This window comes from Hassallia byssoidea VB512170, from assembly GCF_000817785.2.
In the GTDB taxonomy this organism is placed as follows: domain Bacteria; phylum Cyanobacteriota; class Cyanobacteriia; order Cyanobacteriales; family Nostocaceae; genus Hassallia; species Hassallia carrinoi.
Genome location: NZ_JTCM02000019.1, coordinates 49,252 through 71,349, shown reverse-complemented (window position 1 = coordinate 71,349; position 22,098 = coordinate 49,252). Strand labels below are relative to the sequence as shown.

Sequence of the window (22,098 nt, the reverse complement as noted above, 5' to 3'; positions counted from 1 at the left end):
CGCTGGCAGCGACAGTAAAAATACGAAGTCAGTATGAGTTCTACTTATTTAATATTACGATAAATTAGCCATATAGTAAAGTAGGTCAGATAAATCTTTCCATTATAGTGCAAAAATGTTTATTTGCCAAAATAAATGGCGGTAAATTGTTTTGTGCCCTTACTATTTATATAGTGACGCTAAAACCCCCCTCGCGGGTGCCCAAAATTAGCGGGATTACCGAACTGATTAATTGTAATATTACGAAATTAGGCAATTGGTAATGGGTAATTGGTCATAGTGATTCTCCATTACCCATTACCCATTCCCCATTCCCTAACTTAAAACCCAAGATCGGCTTTAGCTAGTTCAGCAGCAGCGAAGACTTCTGCGTCTGGCTTTTCTTCCCAAGCGGTATCACCAATTTCGGCATAGAAAGTTGAATCGTAAGGACGGGTACGCACCACTACAGGCATGGGGACGGCGTGTCCTAAAATTAAAGCTTGTTGCTTTGAGTCTAACTTGGCTAAGACCGATCGCAAACCACCAGCACCAGAGACACCTGTAAAAATCGCGTCGATGTCTTTTTCATCATTGAGCAAAGCAGTGATGCGAGTGCCAATTTGAGACATAACTTCATTATCTATGCCTGAAGGACGTTGATCGACCACCAGAAGTGTAACGAAATATTTCCGCAACTCGCGGGCGATCGTCCCAAAGATGGTACTTTGGACAATAGCGGGGTCAAGAAAGCGGTGCGCTTCCTCGATGGTAATCATTAATGGCGTTGGGCGATCGCATGGATTTTTGCTTTGCAAGAACTTATCAGCTTTTTTTACATACTTCTCGTGAATGCGTTTGGTAATCATGTTCGTCACCAACATGTAAGAAAGCATGTTGGATTGGGAACCAAATTCTATCACAACATTCTTGCTAGCTTCTAAAGATTGCAAAATCTTATCGATGTAGTTTTGCGGGCAAGCCGCTCGTATATACTTTAAACTATCCATCCGCAAAAGTTTGCGTTGCAAAGACATAATCGAACCTTTATGTCCGCGCTTTTCATCGCAGAACATCTCGATTTCTTCATTCGTCATGTTCAGTAATTGGATAATCCAAGACTTCCCGAATTCGGAGAACAAAATATTGGCATTATCTAATGCTGCATCCGACAGTCCTAAATCCCGACTGCATAACTTAATATCTTCGACATCGATTTGGTCGTAACTTAGATATAGTTCTTGTGCATCGCGCACACCCCGACGTTTTGTAGATTCTGGGTCAAGGGTGTAAACTTCAACAAGACTTGGAAATAACTGCTTTAAACCTTTAACAGTATTAACATTTTTACCTTCCGCTACAGCTTCCCAACCATACTCGGAATGCATATCAAAAATTAAATTAACTGCTGCGCTTTTGCGAATCACACCAGCTAAAAGTAAGCGTGTTAAAAACGATTTTCCAGTACCAGATTTACCAAAAACACCGTTACTGCGTTCAACAAAACGATTTAAATCGATGCAAACCGGTACATCCATATCCAGCGGTTTACCGATGGAGAAATTTTTTCTCTGCGGATCATCTTCCCAACCAAATACTCGGCGAAAATCGTCTTCATTCGCTTCGTAAACTTGGCTAAAGTGACTGGGAATAGTTTTAACTGGTAACAATTCCATCGTCGTGCTGGTTTGCGGTTGAAAAGATGCTAAACCGGTTGCCGATGGTACAAAGGGATTAACAGATTTGCCATTTGTGGCTGAATAAGATTCGTTATTTTCCGGAGTGAACATCAACATCGGTGAGAGGTTGATAGTTCCGTAAGTACCACTTCCACCTAAAACTTCTCTTAAAAAAGTGTCATCCCAACTCGGAGGATTAGCAATAATTCTTTGGTTAGCAGTTCCTAGTGCTACATCTGTCAGCATACAGAAAAAACGCGATCGCATCCCTTGCACGACTAAAAATTTACCCACCCGCATATCTTCAACCGAAATATCCGGGTGTAATCTTACTTCTAATCCTGCTGTGAGAGAACCTTCTATTACTGAACCTAACGGTTGTCCCAAATTCATTTTATTAATTACATGATTGTTGGTGTTTCATCTTATATTTAATTTTAGTTGTATATAACATTTACAATCGCTTGTTTCCAAAAAAATTAAAAGGGTAATAAGTAATTGGAAATTGGGAACGTGAAAATTGGTAATTGCGATTACCCATTCCCCATTCTCCATTCCCCATTCCCCATTCCCCATTACCCATTACCCATTCCCCATTCCCCATTCCCCATTACCCATTACCCATTTTTAATCAATTTGAATTGAAGTTGGAGCGCTACCTGTGGTAGTAGTAGGTAGTAATGGTGTGCGATATTGACTGTAAAGGCGATCGCGCCAAGTGAAGAATGGTTCGTAAAGGGGATTATCTGCTAATTCTGGGACACCTTTACCTCTGAGGCTGACTGGTAAATCCAGATAGGGACCATCGGGAAACTTCAGCAAAATCGACAATCCCGCCACGGCAAAGTCTGCTAAAGTAGGTTGGTCGCCAACTAAATAAGGACTGTCTGCCAATATTAGGGTAAGTGCTTCTAAGTCTTGCTTTAAGTCGGTGATGGCGCTACTTACCACATCAGGAGTATAACCTACTCCAACACCCAAAACTTTTAGTAAGTCGTTTGGTACTCCTTGAACCAGAGTTTTGAATACATCTGGTGTCGAAGTCGGTAATAAAGACTTGCGGAAATTTTGGTCTTGACTAATCGCCGAAAATAACGCCTTACGACTTTTGATACCAATCGACTCATCAGCCCATTCTTCCATCATTAAGCATAAACCGCGTTGCTTTGAATCTTTCGGTATCAGTGGGCGATCGGGATATTCTAAATCTAAATACTTAGCTATCCCCGTGGAATCTGAGATATATCTATTACCATCTTTCAGCACTGGTACTTGTCGCTGACCAGTCAACCGGAAGAGATCTACTTGTCCAATCCCAGGTGTAATTTCGATTTTGCGGTACGCTAATCCTTTATAATCAAGGAGCAGGCGTGCTTTCTCTGAGTAATGAGATAGTTCAAATTGGTATAATTCCAGCATCTTCCCTACCTTGTAATCGGTGCGTTTATCAACTTTACAATTGTATCTTTAGTACTATAAATTTTCATTTGCCTTTAATTTATTTTGCACGAAACTAATCGAGACTAACGTTGATTTTTTGATAAATGCACGATTTTGGCAAAAATACTATTATTCATTCAATTAAAAACATCAAATCATGAAAATATTTAATTAGTCGCCATCAACGGCTTACATCATTGTAGAAAATTTTAGATAAAAAGTTGCTTGCATCGCCTTTTTGATTGAGCACTTTTCCTTTGCTTTTCTTGTGGTGCTTGTTAGACAAACATTCGTAAAGTGAGACATTTTTTTGTATATAATGCTACGTTTTATCAGATTTACCATTTTTTGAAGTTCATTTGTGTGGAGATTGCTATTTGGTCAAGTCTTTTATCTTAAATACTTGCTTTTTCTTTAGGTGATGCGATATTAGGCGAGGGGGAAAATTCGCTCTTGGGCGATCGCCTACACAAAAGTCGTGATATTTACTTGATTCATATTATATTTGCTACAGGCGATACCTTCTAACGTTCAGTGTAATAATTTCCGGATAAAGGAAATCCTATCACCACCGCATATTTTAAAGAAAAAATCTTACTTCTTTAGTTAGATTTTATGGGTAGCGAAATGTTATAAGTCTTTATGTAATGTGTGGAAATTAAAGCCAAACAAAATTTATGAACGTTGATTATAACAGAAAATTGCTGACCCAGTTCGCAGGACTAGTGGGAGCAACCGGTGCTAGTTTCCTGATGATTTTTTCGGCTAGAGCCAATGAGGTACTAAATCCTAACCCTGGTATTTTCTCAGAAGCGCCCTACAATCGCGGTCAACGTGTTTTGGTAAACGCTGAATATACACCGACCGAGCCAGAATTAGCTAAACAGGGTAAGAAGCCTGCACCAGCGAAAAACACGGTATCTCAAAGTAACCAAAGAGGCGGTATAAATCCTAGACCTAGTATTTTCAACGAGGCTCCTTATAACCGTGGTGGTGGCACTACACCTAGTCAAACACCTAACGCAACACCTACTACCCCGTCTACTACCCCAGACGCTACACCGATCCCAACACCCACACCTGGAACTACAGAGACACCCACCATACCCGGAAGTACAGGAACACCCTCTACACCGCCAACTCGTACACCCAGAGAAACGACACCGCCGGGAGGAAGTTCTAGCACTCAAGGTAAGACCTTGTTAGCGCTAGCGGAGGCTGACGGCTCTTTTAAAACTTTAACTAAGGCTTTGAAAGCAGCTGGATTGACAGAAACTTTACAAGGTAAAGATAATTACACTATTTTTGCGCCCACGGATGCGGCATTTGCTAAATTACCACAAGATGCGGTGCGCGATTTGTTGAAGCCAGAAAATAAAGAAGTATTGCTGAAGGTTTTGCAATACCATGTGGTAAAAGGTCAATTCTTATCTACTGATTTGAAATCTGGCGAAGTGAAAAGCGTTGAAGGCGGTGCGATTAACGTTAAAGTTGATCCAGCAGCTGGCGTAACCGTTAATGAAGCTAAGGTGACTAAGGCAGATATCAGAGGTAGCAATGGTGTTATCCATGCGATCGATCAAGTAATTCTACCTCCTGATTTGTAATGTCAGTTTTTAGATGTGAATAAGAATAACCCGTTCAAATTTTCGTTTGGACGGGTTTTTTAACGTGCTTGACAAAAGTACTTAAATAAGTCAATCTTGGGACTTTGGTTGAGTTGAGGAGAGTAATATTATTCATCAGCTTTTGCGAAAATTGCTACTTGCGTGTATAGCGATGCTTCACGCCAACGGGGAAATATTCCGGATCGCCAAGTGGTGTTAATATGACTTTTGGCATTTGATATTCTGGGGGGACGTAGTTAGCAAACTCGCTATTGAGGCGCTTTAATTGTGAGAGAATTGAATTGGCGATCGCTTGAGTTTTCTCTTCACTTCCTTCCACCTGAGGTGCTAACTCCACAACCACAGATAAAAAGCGGTTCTTGTCTGCATCTTCCTTCACCTGCAATACAAACTTACCCGTCACCCATTCTTTAATTACTGGTTGCTCTAATCCTATCGTCACATTTTCTGGGTAAATATTCGCCCCAAAGTAAGAAACTGTAAAATTAGAACGTCCAAAAACATAAACAAAAGGTAATTGATTAATTCCCCTTCCACCCTGATTTTCTAACTCCGCAACAGGGTTAAATCCCCACTCAGCCAAAAATTCCAACATGGCATCATAACTAATTATCCCACCAGTATCTAAAATGTTATAACGCACCAAGGGAATACCATTATCTCCCGTAAAAAACAACGTACCATTTTCAACTTCAAAAAAGCGGCTGATCGGGTCATACTGTAGCAAAGTAGGTAAACGAGATTCCCCAAATAAAGCTTTCGCAGCATCAGGATTTTCTGCCAAAAAACGGCGAATACAAATACTTAAAGGTGTTTCATTAGCCAAAACACCCGCATCCGCAGTTCCATAAAGTGATGCTGAATCGTAACAGAAATTTTGCGAACCTATTCTTTCACCAACCAAACTGCGCCATTCTTCACTAAATACTTCCCCTGCCATAACTAGCTTAACTTGATATTGCTGCCATTCCACAGCACGAGCAATACCAGTGTCAATTACATCTTTCAGAAATGGCGGATATCCTAACAATACAACTTGCTCGAAAGCTGAACCAAGTTCCTGCACAACTCGCAAGATTTCTTCTTTGTTGTTACCAGGTGTAATTACTGCGATCGGATAACCTTTACTGGCAAGATAGCGACAGCAATTAGTTGTAAACATTCCACCTACCCAGGTTCCTAAAGTGAAACAAATCACAGCTAAAGTGCTTTTGGAATCTGCCTGAAAGCTGTCATGAAATATCTGCTCAAAGCGGATCGCAATTTGCAGTTCATCTGTGAAGAAACGAGTCCAAAATGTCGGTTTACCTGTGGAACCTGAAGAAGCAGCTATCATGTCACATGCTTGTAATCCATAGCGACACAAATCAGCTAAAGGATGACGCGAGATATAATTTTCTTTGGTAATCAAAGGTAATTTTTGGAAATCCTCAAAAGTTTGGATAGAAGCAGGATTTATATTCTGTTGTGCTAAAAAAGTCTTGTAAGCCGATACGTTAGCAGCGATTTCGTGAAATAATGCCAAAGCTGCTGATTCGCTTTTACTATTTATATGGCGTTGTAGTAGCGTTTCTAAAGGTGTAGTTATAAACTCTTGAAAAGCCCTAATTGCCCGCTGCTGTTGTGATTCGGTGTTCATGGTACTTGATTTTGATGATTATCTTGGAGGGGGGAGAGGAGGAGGGGGAGAGGGGGGGATGGGGGGATGGGGAGACAAGGAGACAAGGGGACAAGGAGGACAAGGAGACAAGGAGACAAGGGGACAAGGGGACAAGGAGGACAAGGGAGACAAGGAAGAATTTATTCTTTGTTTCCCCATTCCCGATTACCAATTACCGATTACCCATTCCCCATTCCCCATTCCCCACTCCCCACTCCCCATTCCCCATTCATAATTTTGCGTAAATGAGGCTGCACCTGTTGTAGCAATAAAGAAAACCCTTCATTCACCCTTGGGCATTATGCAAGTCTATTGCAGTAAACAACACGCAAATAATCAGAGTAACCGATTTTGTATCCACTGCGGTGAACCGTTGCCTCTTGCTACGGGGAAGGTGGTGGAGAACCGCTATCATATTTTACGGCAATTGGGGCAGGGCGGTTTTGGACGCACTTATTTGGCTGTTGATAAAAATCAATCGAATCAAAATTGCGTGCTGAAGGAATTTGCACCCCAAGTTGAAGCACAACAAGATTTACTAAAAGCGAAAGAATTATTTGAACGCGAAGCAAGTGTTTTAAAGAAACTTCAGCATCCGCAAATTCCCCGTTTTCACGCTTCTTTGCAAGCGAAGTTAGGTGATAAAGATTTTTTCTTTTTGGTGCAAGATTATGTGGAGGGTGAAAATTATTATGAGTTGTTAGAACGTCAAAGTTTTAGTGAAGAAGAGGTAATTAAGTTACTGCAAGAAATTTTACCTGTATTAGCGTATATTCACTCACTTGATGTCGTTCACCGCGATATTTCTCCTGATAATTTGATTTTGCGGAGTTCTGATAAGTTGCCGGTGTTGATTGATTTTGGGGGTGTGAAGCAATTACCCGCGAGTAAGGGTTTTTGGTTTACTCAGTTGGGTGGAAATCGCACGTTGTTGGGTAAAAAGGGTTACGCGCCAGAAGAACAGTTACGTCAGGGTAAGGCGTTTCCTAGTAGCGATTTGTACTCTTTGGCGGTGACGGCGTTAGTATTGTTGACAGGTAAGGAACCGCAACATCTTTATGATAGCTATCAAGGTGTTTGGCGTTGGGGAAAGGAAATTCAAGTCAGTTCGCAACTGGAAGCGGTGTTAAAAAGAATGCTTGCTTATAAACCAAGCGATCGCTATCAAACAGCGAATGAAGTTATCAAAGATTTAAACTTTTCTATCGCTGTCAAAGCTGCAAATCCACACATCACCAAGCTGAAAACTATGATAGCCGCTCCTGGGCGACAACGCGCTGGTGCTGTTGTCAGCAATCTCCACAAAAGAACGCAATTAATCGCCGGTGCGTTACCTTTACCTGTTTGGCTTCGTCCTTTTGCTGTTAGTCTTATTGGGACAACTGCGGTTGTTTTAACTTTCGCTGGTACTTGGGCGGTAGTAAATGCCATTGTTCGCGGTGTATCATCAATATCTGTCCCCTCAATTTCTCTACCGATACCGGGGGGATCGAACCCGGAAACTAAACCCGCAAATAATAAAGATATAAGTCAAATTGTTAATCGTCGTGAAGAATTAGAAATTCCTCAAGGATTTTTTACTCGAACTGTAGATAATTTATTTTATACTGAAAAGCCAGAATTACAAGGACGCGCTCTTACCTCTGACTCAGAAGATGCTGCTTTACGCAAAGAATGGTACGGTGTAGCTGATGACTTGCTAGATAAATTAGAACAAGCTAAACTCAGTAGCGCATCGCGTCGTAAGTTAGGAAATTACAGTCCTCAAGATTACGACGTTTGGAGACGCAAAGCGCAAGCAGGACAGTTAGGAGATTATACAATCAGTCAATTGAACAGAGACACAAATCAAAAATTCGATCGCTTGTTTCCCGGTCAGCGACGTGGGAAACTCAATCAAAAGACTCTCGGTCAAATTTGGTATGCGATCGCTGCCGATCAAGTTAGTAAACGACAACAATAGTGGGGAGTGGGGAGTGGGGAGTAGGGAGTAGGGAGTTAGGAGTTAGGAGTTAGGAGTTAGGAGTTCATAAAACAACTAACAACCAACAACTAACAACTAACAACTAACAACCAACCACTAACTAAATTATTATGAATTCTGTTTATTGTTCCAAGGGACACGAAAATCCTGCTGGTAGTCGCTTTTGTCTTCATTGTGGTGAAAAGTTGGATCGGAATCTGATGAGTCAGGGTATCCAACCGGGACAAACTTTAGGCGATCGCTATATTATTGTACGTCTACTCGGTCAAGGCGGGTTCGGACGCACTCATTTAGCTGAAGATATCAACCGCTTTCGGGAACTTTGTGTTTTAAAGGAATTTTCTCCCCAAGTTCAAACTCCTTACGTTTTACAAAAAGCTGAAGAACTGTTTCAGCGAGAAGCAACTGTTCTTTACAAATTGCAACATCCGCAAATTCCCCGCTTCCGGGAATTGTTTCGCAGCAACTTGGGGGGTAAAGAATATTTGTTTTTGGTGCAAGATTATGTAGAAGGGCAACCTTACAACGCTTTATTAAATACTCGCTTACAGCAAGGTTTGCGGTTTAGTGAAGCAGAAGTGCGTCAGTTATTGCTGCAAATTTTGCCAGTTTTGGATTACATCCACTCTTTGGGAGTCATTCACCGCGATATCTCCCCCGATAATTTAATTCTTCGCACCGCTGACCAATTGCCAATCTTAATTGACTTTGGGGGGGTGAAACAAGTAGTCGCAACCGTCGCTTCCGAATATTACCAACACGGTGCAGGTGCGACACCACCCGCAACGCTACTCGGTAAGGTGGGATACGCACCCTCAGAACAGATGCAAACCGGGCTGGTATCTCCTCACAGCGATTTGTATGCTTTAGCGGCGACGGTGTTAGTTTTACTGACAGGTAGACAGCCGCAAGAATTAATTGATACTTATACTTTAACTTGGCAATGGCGACGGTCTGTTAGTTTAAGTCCGAATTTAGAACAGGTGTTAGAGAGAATGCTATCTCCCATACCAGGCGATCGCTTTCAATCAGCGCGACAAGTTTTAAATGCATTAAACTCGTCACCTGTCAACTATCCCCCGACTCAATCCACAGAACCAACATCTGCCACCGTAGCAGTAGCCCCCACTCCCCCCCTTCCCCCCAACCCCACTTCGTGGGGACGCATGTGCCCCCCCTCCCCCACTCCTCCCTCCCCCGATATTCCTCAACCAAAAAATTCGTGGACATCTGGGAAAAGCTTGCTGGTGGGATTAGCGCTAGCTGGGGTTGTTGGTGTTGGTTGGTTGGGAACAAACTTGATATTATCTCGTGGTGGAGATTCTTCACAAGATACGGCGCAACCTACACCCAGCAATAACCAGCCAACCGATCCGCTGGCAAAATACGCACCCGAAGAACGCGCACGTAAAGAAAAATTAGGCGATCGCCGTCAACAGTTGGGTATAGATTTCAACTTTTACGTTGACTTGGTAAATCAAATCTTTTGGGAGAAGAATCCCAGCTTAAAGGGACGCAAACTGAGCGATAATCCTGAAGATGACAGTTTGCGGGCTGAATGGGATAAAACAGCCGCCGAATTGTTAGATAAACTTGCGCCACTAAGTAAAAATGCCCGTCAGCAATTAGGAAATTATACAGCGGCACAACGCGATCGCGCTAAAGCAGAAGTCAATGAAATCAACGTTGGTAGTCGTTCTTTATATGATTTGGCTAATGTTGCCTTTTATCAGCAATTTCCCGAACAGCAGGGTAAAAATTTTATTGATACACCCATCGGACAAGTTTGGCAAGGATTTGTTAGTGATAAAGTTCAGGCGATCGTTTCAGGTAGGGCTTTTGAGAAACTTGTATTTGATAAAGGTGCTAACAGCAAAACTGTTAGCGGTACTCTCAAAACTGCTGATGGTAAAGTCTTTATTGCCGAACTTACCAAAAATCAATTGATGGATGTGAAACTACAAGCAAATTCTCGAATTTTGCTATCAGTTTATTCCCCCTCTGGCAAAATCAAATTTTTAGAAGATTCTACAAAACGTTCTTTGTCAACCGAACTACCAGAAGACGGATATTATGAGTTTGTCGTCGTTTCCACCGCATCAAAATCAGTAGATTATCAACTTAGCATCACCGCCGAAAATCCCGCACCACCACCATCCCCGACACCGACACCCACCGAAACTTCTACACCGATATTAACACCAACACCAACACCAACACTAACGCCAACACCCACACCGACACCAACATCAACACCCACACTAAAGCCAACATCAACACCTACACCCACACCGATAAAAACGCCTTAGTACAGATTAATTCATAGTGAAACTCTGCGTCCCCTTCGGGTTCATCAGTTCGACGGGAACGCCAGTCCGCTCAACGCGGGGAACCCGCGCACGCGGCTGGCTCCGGAAACCGACCCCGCCGACTGATTCACCTCTGCGTCTTCCTCTGCGTTTAAAATTCAACCTTAAATTGTTACGATTTCACACAAAACTGTACTTCTTCAAAACATCAAATCTGCGTATCTACAACTCCTAAACGTAATGCAATACGTTGATACTTTGTTGGATCGTAAAAAGTACCTCTATGCATTACTTGTGAATTGTCCCAAAAGATAATATCTCCTGGATGCCAAACATAAGAATAAACGGGAGTGCAATTTAAAACAGTTTGAAATAAATCATTCCAAAAATGTTTTGCTGATGGTTTATCTTCCATACCGACAGGAATCGCTGTATTTTAACCTAAATATAATCCTTTTTGACCAGTAACTTTGTGAGTAGACACAATTGGATGCATTTTTTGAGGAATATCAACTTGCGTATTAGCACGTTTAGAAAACATTGGTGGCGCATGATACATAAACATCTTTTCTAATTGCTGCTGATGTTGAAGATCCAAATTATTATACGCTTCTACCATGTCGATAAACTCAGTTGTATGGGGTTGCCCATCCATCCCTTCCGGAGGTACTTTCACCCCATAAAGCATCACCACATAAAGTGCATTCATATCCAGTCCCTCTGTGCATGGGATGCCATCTTTATCATGATGCCATTGCCAAGCAAACTTTCCTACCACATCTTGAGCAAGTCCTTTTGGATTACCCAAAATATTCACATATTGACTTCGTAAATCTGGGCTAATATCCGGATCTAATGTCTTAGCATAGCCACCAAACATTAAATCGCCAAACGTATTTCTAGCAAATTCTTCCAACTGCGACGCGGTAAGATTTTGCTGTCTAACTACAACAACACCGTGTTCCCAAAGTGATTGCTTAAATTCACGTATTTGTAAGTTTGTCAGGTTAATCAAACTACAACCCTGTAACACTTCAACTCCGAGTCTCGGATGCTGCTGTACTTGTTTGTATTGAGTAATTGAAGTCATTTGTCTGCAACTAATTATCAAAAGGACATTGAGTATAAAACTACTTGAGAATATCAATCAAAAATAATGCTAGCAAATTGCTTATAAACTATAACTTTGAAGTTATATCTACTCCCCCTAATCGAAATCCGTCGGCAAATTCGGATCGCGGTGATGTTGAAAAAATCGTGTAATTTGCGCTGGTGTCACACGTCCCAAAGATAACTCAGGAATATTATCTTCTTCAAAAAATCCAACTTCCTCCGTTTCAATGCTTGCTGAAGCAGAACCCCCAACTATTTCACACAGAAAAAATAGCTTATAGACGTAATGTAGAAAAGGTGGATGTCCTTGTCTATCTCTATCATAGACAGCCAAAACTTTCACAGCGCGGGTTAAATAACCGGATTCTTCAAAAACTTCTCTCACAGTGACTTCACTTGGGGAATCACCAATATCAGCCCATCCACCAGGTAAAGTCCAACAGCCGTCTACTCGTTCTTTAACTAATAATATCGTATCGCCTTGAAAGACAACTCCGCGCACATCAACTTTCGGAGTAGCGTAGCCGACATCACCAGCGAATAAATCCAGAATATAGCTTTGTTCTGTATTTGAGTAAGAAGATAAAATTTCCGCAGTAATTTCTTGCAATTGTTGAAAGCGCTGAATATCAAAAGGATTTTCTGAATAAGTCAAACCATTTTGAGCGATCGCTTTCAACTTTTGCGCCCATTCCAGCCATTTTGGTTCCACAACAAATAAATTCAAAATTAAAATTTAAGCCAAGACAGAAAGGATAAAGAATGAAACTTTCATCCTTTATCCTTCATCCTTCACACTTGATTACGCTTCATCCAAAGCGACGATTCCGGGTAATTCCTTACCTTCGAGTAACTCCAAGCTGGCGCCACCACCGGTGGAAATGTGGCTCATTTGATCGGCTAAACCGACTTTTTCCACAGCCGCTACAGAGTCGCCACCGCCGATAATGGTGATGGCGCCTTTTTTGCTGATGTCGGCTAAAGTGTGAGCGATCGCTTCTGTACCTGCGGCAAATTTATCAAACTCAAACACACCCATCGGACCATTCCAAATCACCGTCTTGCAGTCTGCAAGCGCTTCTTGGAACACTTTTATTGAGTCCGGACCAATATCTAAACCCATCCAACCATCGGGGATATTGTCAATGCTGACGGTTTGAGAATTGGCATCAGCGGCAAAGTTATCTGCTACAACTACATCTGTGGGAAGCAGCAAATCAACACCGCGTTCTTTCGCTTTCGCTTCTAAAGACTTTGCTAATTCTAGTTTGTCTTCTTCCACCAAAGACTTACCGACATTCAAACCACGGGCTTTGTAGAAAGTGAAAATCATTCCCCCACCAATGATTAGCTTGTCGCATTTTTCCAGTAGGGCTTCAATTACACCGATTTTACTGGAAACTTTGGAACCGCCGATAATTGCTGCTAGAGGACGTTGAGGATCAGCGATCGCACTTTGCAAATACTGCAATTCTTTTTCAATCAAATATCCCCCAACCGAAGGGCTGAGATATTTAGTCACACCTTCGGTAGATGCGTGAGCGCGGTGTGCTGTGCCAAAAGCATCATTTACATACAAATCAGCATTTGCAGCGAGTTTTTTCGCAAATTCTGGATCGTTTTTCTCCTCTTCCTTGTAGAAGCGGACATTTTCTAGCAACAGAACTTGTCCATTTTGCAACGCTCCCACTTTTGCCGCAACGTCATCACCGATGGAGTCATCAGTTTTGACGACTTCTTGCCCTAGCAAGTCAGACAAGCGCTTTGCAACTGGAGTTAGGCGTAATTTGTCATCCACGCCTTTAGGACGCCCAAAATGGCTAACTAGAATCACTTTAGCGCCCTTCTGAGTTAAATCCTGGATAGTTGGCAGAGCAGCGCGAATGCGAGTATCGTCTGTAATGTTGCCACTGTCGTCTAGAGGCACGTTAAAGTCAACCCGCACCAAAGCGCGTTTGCCGGATAAGTCAGAAGCGGATAGATTTGCTAAAGTTTTTTTGGACATAGTACAAACCTCGCGATCGCCTTTTTGTTATTTTTTGTAAGTAGAGCCATTCCAGATTTTACCGGAGTAAGGGCTACGCAGGTGAATCAGATGTTCAAAACAGTTTTATTTCCACTCGATCAAAGCCGGGAAGCGCGGGAAGCCGCTGACGTGGTTGCCAACATCGTGCAAAAGTACGGTAGTCGCTTAGTGCTGCTGTCTGTCGTCGAAGAACCCAACCCAGACGCACCAACAACAGATCCCATGATGTCACCCGAAGCGGTTGCCAAACTGCTGCAAAGTGCCCAAGCTTTATTTTCACAGCAAGGCATTCAAGCCGAAACCATCGAAAGAGAAGGCAACCCTGCCTTTACAATTTGTGACGTTGCCGATGAAATTAATGCCAATTTAATCATCATGGGCTGTCGCGGACTAGGCTTGACCGAAGAAGGTGCGACAGATAGCGTCACCACTCGCGTGACAAATCTTTCACCTTGTCCGGTGTTGATTGTTCCTTAATAAAGTTAGGAGTTAGGTAGAGACGTTCCACTGGAACGTCTGTACAAAAGTGAGGAATTATGAATTAAGAATTAGTTAAATTTGTAGGGTGCGTTAACGCAGTGTAACGCACCCATTTTAATCAGAAGTATTAAAATCATCTAACACCAACACGCGCAATTCTGTAACGCGCTTAAATGTGACATCATTCGTTAAAAAAGCTTCACACCCAGCTGCTAAAGCGACAGTAATTTGAAAAGCATCAGGTAATTGTAGATTATATCTAGCTCTGATTTCAGCAGCATTGATTGCTAGTGTTTCGTCATCAATTGGCACAAACTCAATGTTTTGATTATCAGTCATCAACTCAATAAAATCTTGCTGTAACTCATTTTGTCCCAAACGATAGGGCTGAACTAAACATTCCGCTAAAGTAATAGGTGAAACAACACCCATCGGCAAACCACTGAATATGCGCTCAAAAACTACTCTGACAAGTGGTAAATACTGTGGGTTTCGCTCAACAGCATATATTACTGGCGCACTGTCCAGAAACAAGCGCGTCACACCCTGTAAACTATCTGTAATACTCACTCCTCTTTCCTTATTTGCTTTTCTGCAATTTCTAAATCGGGAAACTCGCCCCGTCGCATTCGAGTAACATATTCCTGAGCATCCATACCTCCTAACATATTAGGCGCTATGCCGATAAACTCCATAATATTGCGGCTTGGTTTGCGCTTGATTTCGCAGCGTTGCAGCCTTTGTGTTAGATAGGCGATAAGACGCAATTGTTCATCCGGTGTGAGTGCGTCTGCTTGCTTCATTAATTCCCGTAATTCTTGAGACATTTTCTATATTTGGGTTGCGTTTCCTTTGTTTAATATTATCAATTTGTCTTTAATTGGCATCTTAATCATACTGTTGCTTCCTCATTTTCTCTGATTGCTTGTTCGATTTCTTGAGAGTGTGCATCCGCATAAGCCCAGACATTCACCAAGTCAGCAGCACTAAGATAAGGATAAAACTTTAGAAGTTCTGCATCAGTTGTACCTTGACGGCGTAAACTTACAAATAGCCAAACTGGAATGCGAGTGTTAGCAACACAAGCATCACCACCACACACACCTGGAGTTTTGGTAATTCCTTGCGAACCATTGCTTAAACTTTTAGTTAATATTTGTATTGCCTCTGCCTTCTCAGTCAGGTTTAATGCTAATAATTGTGCTTCTAACTCTTTAAGTTTCATAATAAATACTTTTTCCTATTAATTACTATTTTGATGGAGTATTCGTAGTGAGCGGTTTACCGCTCGTCGCTGAGGATTTTAACGGCTGAAGCCGTTACTACGTTAAGGAGCGTTTATTTATGTCCATCTACTTAGTAGTCAGTTTCAATATCTAAAAATTTAATTTCATCTTGTTTTATCCTTTCAATTAGACGGTGAAAAACTTGCTCGATTTCTTCTACTAAAATTATCATGCTCATTTGCCCAATATCCCTATGTATATCTGTTACACTTCTATTTCTATGTGGTTCATTCCCCCAACTTCTCAAACAACTTCGCCAAAACCACATTAGAAAACAAAAATCCATCGGGATCGCTTAACTTTAACCTTCCCCCAACAACTTCTACCCAACCTTTCTCAAAGTAGGGTTGCAAACACTTGTAAATCTCCTTTACCTTCTCTTCCCCAAACTGAAAAGTCAACGCATCTAAATCCACACCCTCAGCCAAACGCAACCCCAACATTAAAGTGTCTAACAAAACTTCCTCGTTTGGAGTCACATCACAATCAATTAAACCCCCAGTTTCCACCCAAGAATAATACTCCTTGGTTTTACGCGGACGAGTAAAGCGTTTACCCTCAACATAACTCGCTGCCCCCATCCCAAAGCCATAATAAGGGCGATTTTCCCAATAAACTCGATTATGTCGGCATTGATGTCCTGGCTGGGCATAATTAGAAATTTCATAATGTTCGTAACCCGCGCTCGTTAAAATTTGCTGTGCCAGTCTATACATCTCAACTGTGGTTTCATCTGTCGGTAAAGGTTGATCCCCAGGTTTGTAGAAACGACCAAAAGCAGTCCCAGGCTCAATGGTAAGGTCATATATAGATATGTGCGTTGGTGCTGTAGCCACCGCTTTTTCTAAAGAATATTGCCACCTATCTAAAGTTTGATGCGGCAAACCTGAAATTAAGTCTATGCTGAATTCGGGAACCCCCACCTGGCGAATTAAATCCACAGCTGTGAAGATATCAGTAATAGTGTGCGATCGCCCCGCAACTTGCAATAATTCTGACTCAAATGCTTGCACACCCAAACTTACCCGATTGACTCCCAAGCGACGATAGCCTTGAAGATGTTCTAAATCAAACGTTCCTGGGTCCATTTCCATAGAAATTTCCGCTTCTGGAGAAATACCAAAACGCTCTTCTATCACCTCCAGGATACGCCGTAACTGATCTGTAGATAGAAGCGAAGGAGTCCCCCCACCAAAGAAAATTGTCTTCAAAGGTAGACCAAAAGTCGCTGTAGCAGCAATTTCTTCAATTAATACATCAACGTAGTGAGATATACCGACAGATGTTTCACCCCGCAAGCGATCGCCTACCACAGACACCGGAAAATCACAATAAAAACACCGTCGTCTGCAAAAGGGAATATGTACGTAAGCAGAACTCGGAATTCCAAAAACAATAAGTTTTTCAGCCATTTTTACAGACAATTAAATTATTATTCCTATAATTACAAACTATGAAAATTAATAGACTTTTTACAACTTTTTATATTTATTGCAACAAAACGATCAAAAATATGAATATAAAGCTCTTTGGTTATAATAATTGCAGATATTCCCTGCTTAAATCCCGCTTAGTAAGTCAATATTTCAGATTTTATCCAACCGATGAAATAAAAAATACTGCGCTCTTGCGGTTAACACAGTTGCAGGAAAACCACACAGCTTATGCTTGATGCAATTATCATTTTCTCATTCATTCTTTTAGCGGCGGGTATAGGGTACTACAGCACCGATATCATACCCTACGTGACACTAGACCGCGTTACAAATCTTCAGGCTCTACGCTTCATTGTTGCTGTTTTTGCGGCAATCATTGGCGGTGCAGTCGGCTTGCGATTCCAGACCGGATATCGCCGTCTAGAAGCACAAATCCGGGAATTGCCTCTAGAAGTTATCTTAACTCGTGCCATTGGCTTGGTCATTGGGTTATTGATAGCAAACTTAATGTTGGCACCTTTGTTCTTGTTGCCAATTCCGGCAGATTTTGGCTTTATTAAGCCGCTAGTCGCCGTTGTCGGCAGCATCGTGCTAGCTTATACAGGCATGAATCTGGCAGATACTCACGGACGCGGCTTATTGCGGCTGATTAATCCTAATACTGTGGAAACAATGGTAGTGGAAGGAACACTAAAACCTGCCAGTACCAAAGTTTTAGACACTAGCTGCATTATTGATGGTCGCATTGAAACACTGTTAGAAACAGGATTTCTCGAAGGGCAAATAATCGTCCCGCAATTTGTCTTGCAAGAATTGCAACAAGTAGCTGATGCTAACAAAGATTTAAAGCGGGTGCGGGGAAGACGAGGACTCGAAATTCTCAACCGAATTAAAGAAGCTTACCCGGATCGCATTTTAATCAACCCAGCAGATTACGAAGATATTCCCACCGTAGATGCTAAATTAGTGCGATTTGCTCAAGAAATCAACGGTACACTGCTAACTAATGACTACAACTTGTCTAAAGTAGCTAGCGTTCAGAAAGTGCCTGTTTTGAATGTTAACGATTTAGTTAACGCTGTTCGTCCCTCATATTTACCTGGTGACTACATTGACTTAAAAATTCTCAAAGAAGGTAAAGAACCCAGTCAGGGTATCGGCTACCTCGACGACGGTACAATGGTTGTCGTTGAAGAAGGCAGCAGTTATGTCGGTGGTGAAATTCGGGTAGTAGTCACCAGTGCTTTGCAAACTTCAGCCGGAAGGATGATTTTTGCTAAACCTCAAGCTTCCGCATTAGCGTAAGGTAAATGGCTCGAAAAATTCGGGTTAAATTGTGCGATCGGTGCAGTCAATCTGCACCAATTTTATATCGAGTCAAGTACGAAGAGGATGGCGAATGGGTTTTTGTTTGCCATCAATGTTGGGATCAAGTTAGTCAAGATAACCCCTTTTATGTTTATGGGGGAACTTGGAAAGCTCAAAAAAAGTAAATAGCGCGTTTCATCGATAGTCAAATTTGATAAACGGTGCAGTCAATCTGCACCGTTTTTTGATGAAATTAAAAACTTTTAGCTAAAAATTTATTGCTACTCGTCACTTTCTTCTTGCGTTTGTAATTGTTCCAACTGCTCAACCGTTAACTTTGTCATTCTTGCTACTTGCTCTAATTGCATCCCACTATTAAGTAGATTTTTTGCCACTTCAAGTAAAGCTTCAGTTCTACCCTCAGTTCTACCTTCAGTTAAAATCTCTTGATAAATGACTGACTCGCGCATAATATCCGACCTCAAAACTCGTTTTATGACCTCTTGATTCAATACTAAACCAGCTAAAATTGCTGTGGAAGCAGCAACATTACTTTGAGTTCTTAATTCTGTAATGTTGTTAATTTGTTGTGCTACTTGGTTAAGTACAGCTTCTCGGTCAAGTGTACTACTCAACACCGCCAAAGGTAACAGTCCTGGAGTTCTCAAAAATACCTCAGTCGGTTGTTCCCACAGTCTGATAACTTCAAACTCATGACGAGTACGAGTCAAAAGAAATGTATTTTGCTGCACCAAATCAGAATTTGTTTGTTTGAGGTAAATTACGACTTGATGCATTTCCTTTTGGGGAAAGCGACGATAAACACGAACGCGATAATCTAGCATCCGAAAGGGAATTTCGGCATCGACTTGAGTTTGAAACTCTAAATGCAGTACGTGTTGCTCTGACTGTAGCAAAATTAAGGCATCAGCGCGAATCGGTTCCAGGGATAATTCCTTGGGACTAAGTTGAGTTAAGGTTATAGGTTCTCCTAATAACCAAGTAGCGAAGTCACAAGAGAAATTTTCCGCGAGGAATTTACAGATGTTGTCAAACATGTTGTAATTTTAGCAAGCGATCGCCGACTTTATTTCCATAACATAAGTAAGATTTAGCTTCAGAAAGTTACTGGTAGTCACTATGGAGGATAGGAAAGATTTTGGATTGTAAAATTATTGTCTAAAACAAATTTCATATCTGGCAAATGACACATATTGTAGAGACGTTCCACCGGAACGTCTCTACATCGTAATTTCTGGCGCTATCAAAATAATTGGAGATTTTCTCTGTAGAAAATCACAGATATTTTTCCATTACATAGTTTTGAAACATAACTCCCCGTCGTTCTACTTGCTGTTCCTTAACTATGCTAAATCCCTTACTTTGAAAAAATGGTTTTGCAGTAATACTCGCTTCTGTATATAGCCGTTTAATTCCTTGTAATTTTGCCGTATTTTCTAGATGAATTAATAGTTTTGAACCAATACCCTTTTTTTGATATTTACTATGACAATAAAAACAATCAATATGACCATCCGCTTCTAATTCTCCAAACCCAACTATCTCACCATTATCTTCAGCTATATAGGGAAGCTTGGTTTGTAACCTTTTGTGCCAAAAATCATAATCCATATTTTCCGGTGCCCAAGCATTTACTTGTTCTTGAGTGTAATCTTGAATATTGATTTCATGAACTGTATCGTAAAACAGTTTCATGATTTCCTCAGTGTCAGATAATCTGTATTCTCTTATTATCATCTTTAATTTTATTAAGACAAAATGTATGTTAGATTGAGCCTCTCTATATATTAAAGAAGCAAATGCGCTAAAAGTGGATTTTCATCCCGCTTTATTAACATAAGTTTTGTCCCTCCATATCATAAAATAAGCATATTCCCTAATTTGCTTGATTACTTAAAGTCAACATTGCCATGATTAGACGAAGAAGATTGAAAAAATGCCTCTCAATCTTAATCCTTAGCTTTGCATTTATTGGTCTGGCGTTAGGTCTAGATATGGCTGTAGCGGGTAGTGTTTACCATCCCTTAACTTATCTTTATCGCATATTGAGTTGGGTAGGGTGCAAAAGTTCCAATTGCAACAAAACTACGCTTCAAGCCTCTGTTCCCCCTGTATCAGGCAAAAATGGCATTGTTGTCACCACGCAACACAACGCATCTGAAATCGGGTTACAAATTCTCAAACAAAAAGGCAATGCAGTTGATGCTGCTGTAGCTGTAGGATATGCCTTAGCTGTTAGCGATCCCTGTTGTGGCAATATTGGTGGGGGTGGGTTCATGCTCATCCACTTGGCTAATGGTAAAAATATTTTTATCAACTTCCGCGAGAAAGCTGCTTTAAAAGCTACTAAAAATATGTATCTCGATAAACAGGGTAAGGTAATCTCTGGGTTGAGTACTAAGGGCTATCTTGCGGTTGGAGTTCCTGGAACTGTTAAAGGACTCGATGAAGCACTTTCTCAATATGGAACAATGACTCGTCAGCAGGTGATGACTCCAGCGATTAAGCTTGCTGCTGAAGGATTTGTATTGCAGGAGGGAGACATTAAAATATTAAAAGCTGGGACTGCACAGTTTAAGAATCAATCCAATGTTGCGAGCATATTTTTGAAAAATGGCAAGAATCCTTATCAAGTTGGCGATCGCTTGGTGCAGAAAAATTTAGCTCAAACTCTTAAATTGATTTCAAATCAAGGAACAGATGCTTTTTACAAGAAAGCGATCGCTCAAAAGATTGTCAAAGCTAGCCGCGAAAATGGTGGCATTCTCACCGCTGATGATTTTAGCAAATACGCGATCGCTCAAACCCAGCCAGTACGATGCAGCTATCGGGGCTATGAGGTAATTTCTGCCCCACCTCCTGGAGGCGGTACTACCTTGTGTGAGATGCTGAATATTCTAGAAGGTTATCAGCTCAAACAACTTGGCTGGCACTCCCAAGATAGCCTTCACTTCATGCTGTCAAGCATCTTGTACGCTTATGCTGACCGGAACAAGTACTTAGGCGATCCAGATTTTGTCAAAAATCCAGTTGCGCGACTTTTATCAAAAGACTATGCTGCCTCTATTCGTTCCCAAATTCCCAAACAACAGGCTATTTCGCCAAAGCCTCTCTACTCTGATATCACATCCCATGAGGGAACTAACACAACCCACTACTCTATTGTAGACCGCTATGGTAACGCCGTAGCCGTAACTTACACTATTAACTCTTACTTTGGAGCGAAAGTAATTGCTGGCAATACTGGCTTTTTCCTCAACAATGAAATGGATGACTTTACATCTAAACCTGGCGTGGCAAACAACTTTGGTTTAGTGCAAGGAAATGCTAATATCATCGAACCAGGTAAACGCCCCCTCAGTTCTATGTCACCCACTATCGTGACAAAAAATGGTAAAGTTTTCATCGTCACGGGTAGCCCTGGAGGGTCAACAATTACTACAACTGTTCTCCAAGTAATTACTAACGTCATTGATTATGACATGAATATTTCTGAAGCTATAAACGCTCCTCGAATTCATTATCAGGGATTACCCAATGTAGTACTTACAGAACCTTACAGCCTTAAGTCTAGCGCTGTACAAAAGTTGTGGGAAAGAGGTTACAGAGTGGCTCCGTTCTTAACTTGGGGTGCTGCTGAATCTATTTTGGTAGATCCAAAAACTAAGGTGCTATATGGTGCTAATGATAGTCGCAAATCCGCAGGCAAAGCTGCTGCTTATTAAGCACATTGGAAAGGCAGGTACGTT

20 protein-coding genes and 1 pseudogene are annotated in these 22,098 nt (G+C 41.4%); 9 read left to right on the top strand and 12 right to left on the bottom strand.

Annotation, left to right across the window (positions count from 1 at the left end; genetic code table 11):
- Nucleotides 1-320: 320 nt before the first annotated feature.
- A complete protein-coding gene (locus PI95_RS11580) occupies nt 321-2,051 on the bottom strand; it encodes a helicase HerA domain-containing protein (RefSeq protein ID WP_039739513.1) in 1,731 nt (576 codons plus the stop codon).
- Between the two features lie 105 nt (nt 2,052-2,156).
- Between PI95_RS11580 and PI95_RS35875 the strand changes: the two genes are divergently transcribed.
- Nucleotides 2,157-2,303, top strand: a complete 147-nt coding sequence (locus PI95_RS35875; RefSeq protein ID WP_236117030.1) for an alpha/beta hydrolase — start codon at nt 2,157-2,159, stop codon at nt 2,301-2,303.
- Here PI95_RS35875 and PI95_RS11575 read toward each other — a convergent pair.
- A complete protein-coding gene (locus PI95_RS11575; protein WP_039739515.1) occupies nt 2,286-3,077 on the bottom strand; it encodes a glutathione S-transferase in 792 nt (263 codons plus the stop codon). The two genes, PI95_RS35875 and PI95_RS11575, sit on opposite strands and share 18 nt — an antisense overlap.
- 698 nt (nt 3,078-3,775) lie before the next feature.
- Between PI95_RS11575 and PI95_RS11570 the strand changes: the two genes are divergently transcribed.
- Nucleotides 3,776-4,705, top strand: a complete 930-nt coding sequence (locus PI95_RS11570) for a fasciclin domain-containing protein (protein ID WP_039739517.1) — start codon at nt 3,776-3,778, stop codon at nt 4,703-4,705.
- A 154-nt stretch (nt 4,706-4,859) separates the two neighbouring features.
- On the opposite strand, the gene PI95_RS11565 is transcribed toward PI95_RS11570, so the two are convergent.
- Nucleotides 4,860-6,365: a phenylacetate--CoA ligase family protein gene (locus PI95_RS11565; RefSeq protein WP_039739519.1), complete on the bottom strand. Its 1,506-nt coding sequence runs from the start codon at nt 6,363-6,365 to the stop codon at nt 4,860-4,862.
- On the opposite strand from PI95_RS11565, the gene PI95_RS11560 reads away from it, so the two are divergent.
- The 3 genes from PI95_RS11560 to PI95_RS11550 all read left to right on the top strand — a co-directional run bounded on the left by PI95_RS11560 (nt 6,364) and on the right by PI95_RS11550 (nt 10,679).
- A complete protein-coding gene (locus tag PI95_RS11560; RefSeq protein ID WP_052324782.1) occupies nt 6,364-6,621 on the top strand; it encodes a hypothetical protein in 258 nt (85 codons plus the stop codon). The two genes, PI95_RS11565 and PI95_RS11560, sit on opposite strands and share 2 nt — an antisense overlap.
- A gap of 66 nt (nt 6,622-6,687) precedes the next feature.
- Nucleotides 6,688-8,349 carry a serine/threonine-protein kinase gene (locus PI95_RS11555; RefSeq protein ID WP_039739523.1) on the top strand — a complete coding sequence of 554 codons (1,662 nt, stop codon included), beginning with the start codon at nt 6,688-6,690 and terminating at the stop codon, nt 8,347-8,349.
- A 131-nt stretch (nt 8,350-8,480) separates the two neighbouring features.
- Nucleotides 8,481-10,679: a serine/threonine-protein kinase gene (locus PI95_RS11550; protein WP_163518807.1), complete on the top strand. Its 2,199-nt coding sequence runs from the start codon at nt 8,481-8,483 to the stop codon at nt 10,677-10,679.
- Nucleotides 10,680-10,887: 208 nt separating this feature from the next.
- Here the strand turns inward: PI95_RS11550 and PI95_RS11545 are convergent.
- The 3 genes and pseudogenes from PI95_RS11545 to PI95_RS11535 all read right to left on the bottom strand — a co-directional run bounded on the left by PI95_RS11545 (nt 10,888) and on the right by PI95_RS11535 (nt 13,797).
- Nucleotides 10,888-11,769: pseudogene (locus tag PI95_RS11545) on the bottom strand (TauD/TfdA dioxygenase family protein).
- Between the two features lie 117 nt (nt 11,770-11,886).
- Nucleotides 11,887-12,504, bottom strand: a complete 618-nt coding sequence (locus PI95_RS11540) for an NUDIX hydrolase N-terminal domain-containing protein (protein WP_039740569.1) — start codon at nt 12,502-12,504, stop codon at nt 11,887-11,889.
- A gap of 90 nt (nt 12,505-12,594) precedes the next feature.
- Nucleotides 12,595-13,797, bottom strand: a complete 1,203-nt coding sequence (locus tag PI95_RS11535; RefSeq protein ID WP_039739530.1) for a phosphoglycerate kinase — start codon at nt 13,795-13,797, stop codon at nt 12,595-12,597.
- A gap of 90 nt (nt 13,798-13,887) precedes the next feature.
- Between PI95_RS11535 and PI95_RS11530 the strand changes: the two genes are divergently transcribed.
- Nucleotides 13,888-14,295: a universal stress protein gene (locus PI95_RS11530; RefSeq protein WP_039739532.1), complete on the top strand. Its 408-nt coding sequence runs from the start codon at nt 13,888-13,890 to the stop codon at nt 14,293-14,295.
- Nucleotides 14,296-14,412: 117 nt separating this feature from the next.
- Here the strand turns inward: PI95_RS11530 and PI95_RS11525 are convergent, their stop codons facing one another.
- The 4 genes from PI95_RS11525 to hemW all read right to left on the bottom strand — a co-directional run bounded on the left by PI95_RS11525 (nt 14,413) and on the right by hemW (nt 16,996).
- Complete coding sequence (locus tag PI95_RS11525; RefSeq protein ID WP_039739534.1) at nt 14,413-14,868, bottom strand: PIN domain-containing protein; 456 nt, start codon at nt 14,866-14,868, stop codon at nt 14,413-14,415.
- Entirely contained in the window at nt 14,865-15,125 is a 261-nt protein-coding gene (locus PI95_RS11520) for a hypothetical protein (protein WP_039739538.1), read from the bottom strand. Before PI95_RS11520 ends, PI95_RS11525 begins: the two co-directional genes overlap by 4 nt.
- Nucleotides 15,126-15,190: 65 nt before the next feature.
- On the bottom strand, nt 15,191-15,523 hold the full coding sequence (locus tag PI95_RS11515; RefSeq protein WP_039739541.1) for a DUF433 domain-containing protein: 333 nt from the start codon (nt 15,521-15,523) through the stop codon (nt 15,191-15,193).
- A 288-nt stretch (nt 15,524-15,811) separates the two neighbouring features.
- A complete protein-coding gene (gene hemW, locus PI95_RS11510) occupies nt 15,812-16,996 on the bottom strand; it encodes a radical SAM family heme chaperone HemW (protein WP_039739544.1) in 1,185 nt (394 codons plus the stop codon).
- 252 nt (nt 16,997-17,248) lie between these two features.
- On the opposite strand from hemW, the gene PI95_RS11505 reads away from it, so the two are divergent.
- Together PI95_RS11505 and PI95_RS11500 are read left to right on the top strand one after the other, a co-directional pair.
- Nucleotides 17,249-18,325: a PIN/TRAM domain-containing protein gene (locus PI95_RS11505; protein ID WP_039739549.1), complete on the top strand. Its 1,077-nt coding sequence runs from the start codon at nt 17,249-17,251 to the stop codon at nt 18,323-18,325.
- 5 nt (nt 18,326-18,330) lie between these two features.
- Nucleotides 18,331-18,513 (top strand): DUF8622 domain-containing protein, encoded by a 183-nt coding sequence (locus tag PI95_RS11500; RefSeq protein ID WP_039739551.1) that lies wholly within the window; start codon nt 18,331-18,333, stop codon nt 18,511-18,513.
- Between the two features lie 96 nt (nt 18,514-18,609).
- Here the strand turns inward: PI95_RS11500 and PI95_RS11495 are convergent, their stop codons facing one another.
- Both PI95_RS11495 and PI95_RS11490 read right to left on the bottom strand, forming a co-directional pair.
- Nucleotides 18,610-19,386 (bottom strand): Rpn family recombination-promoting nuclease/putative transposase, encoded by a 777-nt coding sequence (locus PI95_RS11495; protein ID WP_039739552.1) that lies wholly within the window; start codon nt 19,384-19,386, stop codon nt 18,610-18,612.
- Nucleotides 19,387-19,624: 238 nt separating this feature from the next.
- Nucleotides 19,625-20,086 (bottom strand): GNAT family N-acetyltransferase, encoded by a 462-nt coding sequence (locus PI95_RS11490; protein ID WP_039739553.1) that lies wholly within the window; start codon nt 20,084-20,086, stop codon nt 19,625-19,627.
- Between the two features lie 173 nt (nt 20,087-20,259).
- On the opposite strand from PI95_RS11490, the gene ggt reads away from it, so the two are divergent.
- Nucleotides 20,260-22,074 carry a gamma-glutamyltransferase gene (ggt, locus tag PI95_RS11485; protein ID WP_052324783.1) on the top strand — a complete coding sequence of 605 codons (1,815 nt, stop codon included), beginning with the start codon at nt 20,260-20,262 and terminating at the stop codon, nt 22,072-22,074.
- Nucleotides 22,075-22,098 lie beyond the last annotated feature (24 nt).

Coding starts and splice junctions, on each gene's coding strand:
- PI95_RS11530 (WP_039739532.1), top strand. CDS start 13,888: ATGTTCAAAACAGTTTTATTTCCACTCGATCAAAGCCGGGAAGCGCGG.
- PI95_RS11535 (WP_039739530.1), bottom strand. CDS start 13,797: ATGTCCAAAAAAACTTTAGCAAATCTATCCGCTTCTGACTTATCCGGC.
- PI95_RS11555 (WP_039739523.1), top strand. CDS start 6,688: ATGCAAGTCTATTGCAGTAAACAACACGCAAATAATCAGAGTAACCGA.
- PI95_RS11520 (WP_039739538.1), bottom strand. CDS start 15,125: ATGTCTCAAGAATTACGGGAATTAATGAAGCAAGCAGACGCACTCACA.
- PI95_RS11560 (WP_052324782.1), top strand. CDS start 6,364: ATGGTACTTGATTTTGATGATTATCTTGGAGGGGGGAGAGGAGGAGGG.
- PI95_RS11580 (WP_039739513.1), bottom strand. CDS start 2,051: ATGAATTTGGGACAACCGTTAGGTTCAGTAATAGAAGGTTCTCTCACA.
- PI95_RS11515 (WP_039739541.1), bottom strand. CDS start 15,523: ATGAAACTTAAAGAGTTAGAAGCACAATTATTAGCATTAAACCTGACT.
- PI95_RS11505 (WP_039739549.1), top strand. CDS start 17,249: ATGCTTGATGCAATTATCATTTTCTCATTCATTCTTTTAGCGGCGGGT.
- PI95_RS11500 (WP_039739551.1), top strand. CDS start 18,331: ATGGCTCGAAAAATTCGGGTTAAATTGTGCGATCGGTGCAGTCAATCT.
- PI95_RS11575 (WP_039739515.1), bottom strand. CDS start 3,077: ATGCTGGAATTATACCAATTTGAACTATCTCATTACTCAGAGAAAGCA.
- PI95_RS11550 (WP_163518807.1), top strand. CDS start 8,481: ATGAATTCTGTTTATTGTTCCAAGGGACACGAAAATCCTGCTGGTAGT.
- ggt (WP_052324783.1), top strand. CDS start 20,260: ATGATTAGACGAAGAAGATTGAAAAAATGCCTCTCAATCTTAATCCTT.
- PI95_RS11495 (WP_039739552.1), bottom strand. CDS start 19,386: ATGTTTGACAACATCTGTAAATTCCTCGCGGAAAATTTCTCTTGTGAC.
- hemW (WP_039739544.1), bottom strand. CDS start 16,996: ATGGCTGAAAAACTTATTGTTTTTGGAATTCCGAGTTCTGCTTACGTA.
- PI95_RS11565 (WP_039739519.1), bottom strand. CDS start 6,365: ATGAACACCGAATCACAACAGCAGCGGGCAATTAGGGCTTTTCAAGAG.
- PI95_RS11490 (WP_039739553.1), bottom strand. CDS start 20,086: ATGATAATAAGAGAATACAGATTATCTGACACTGAGGAAATCATGAAA.
- PI95_RS11570 (WP_039739517.1), top strand. CDS start 3,776: ATGAACGTTGATTATAACAGAAAATTGCTGACCCAGTTCGCAGGACTA.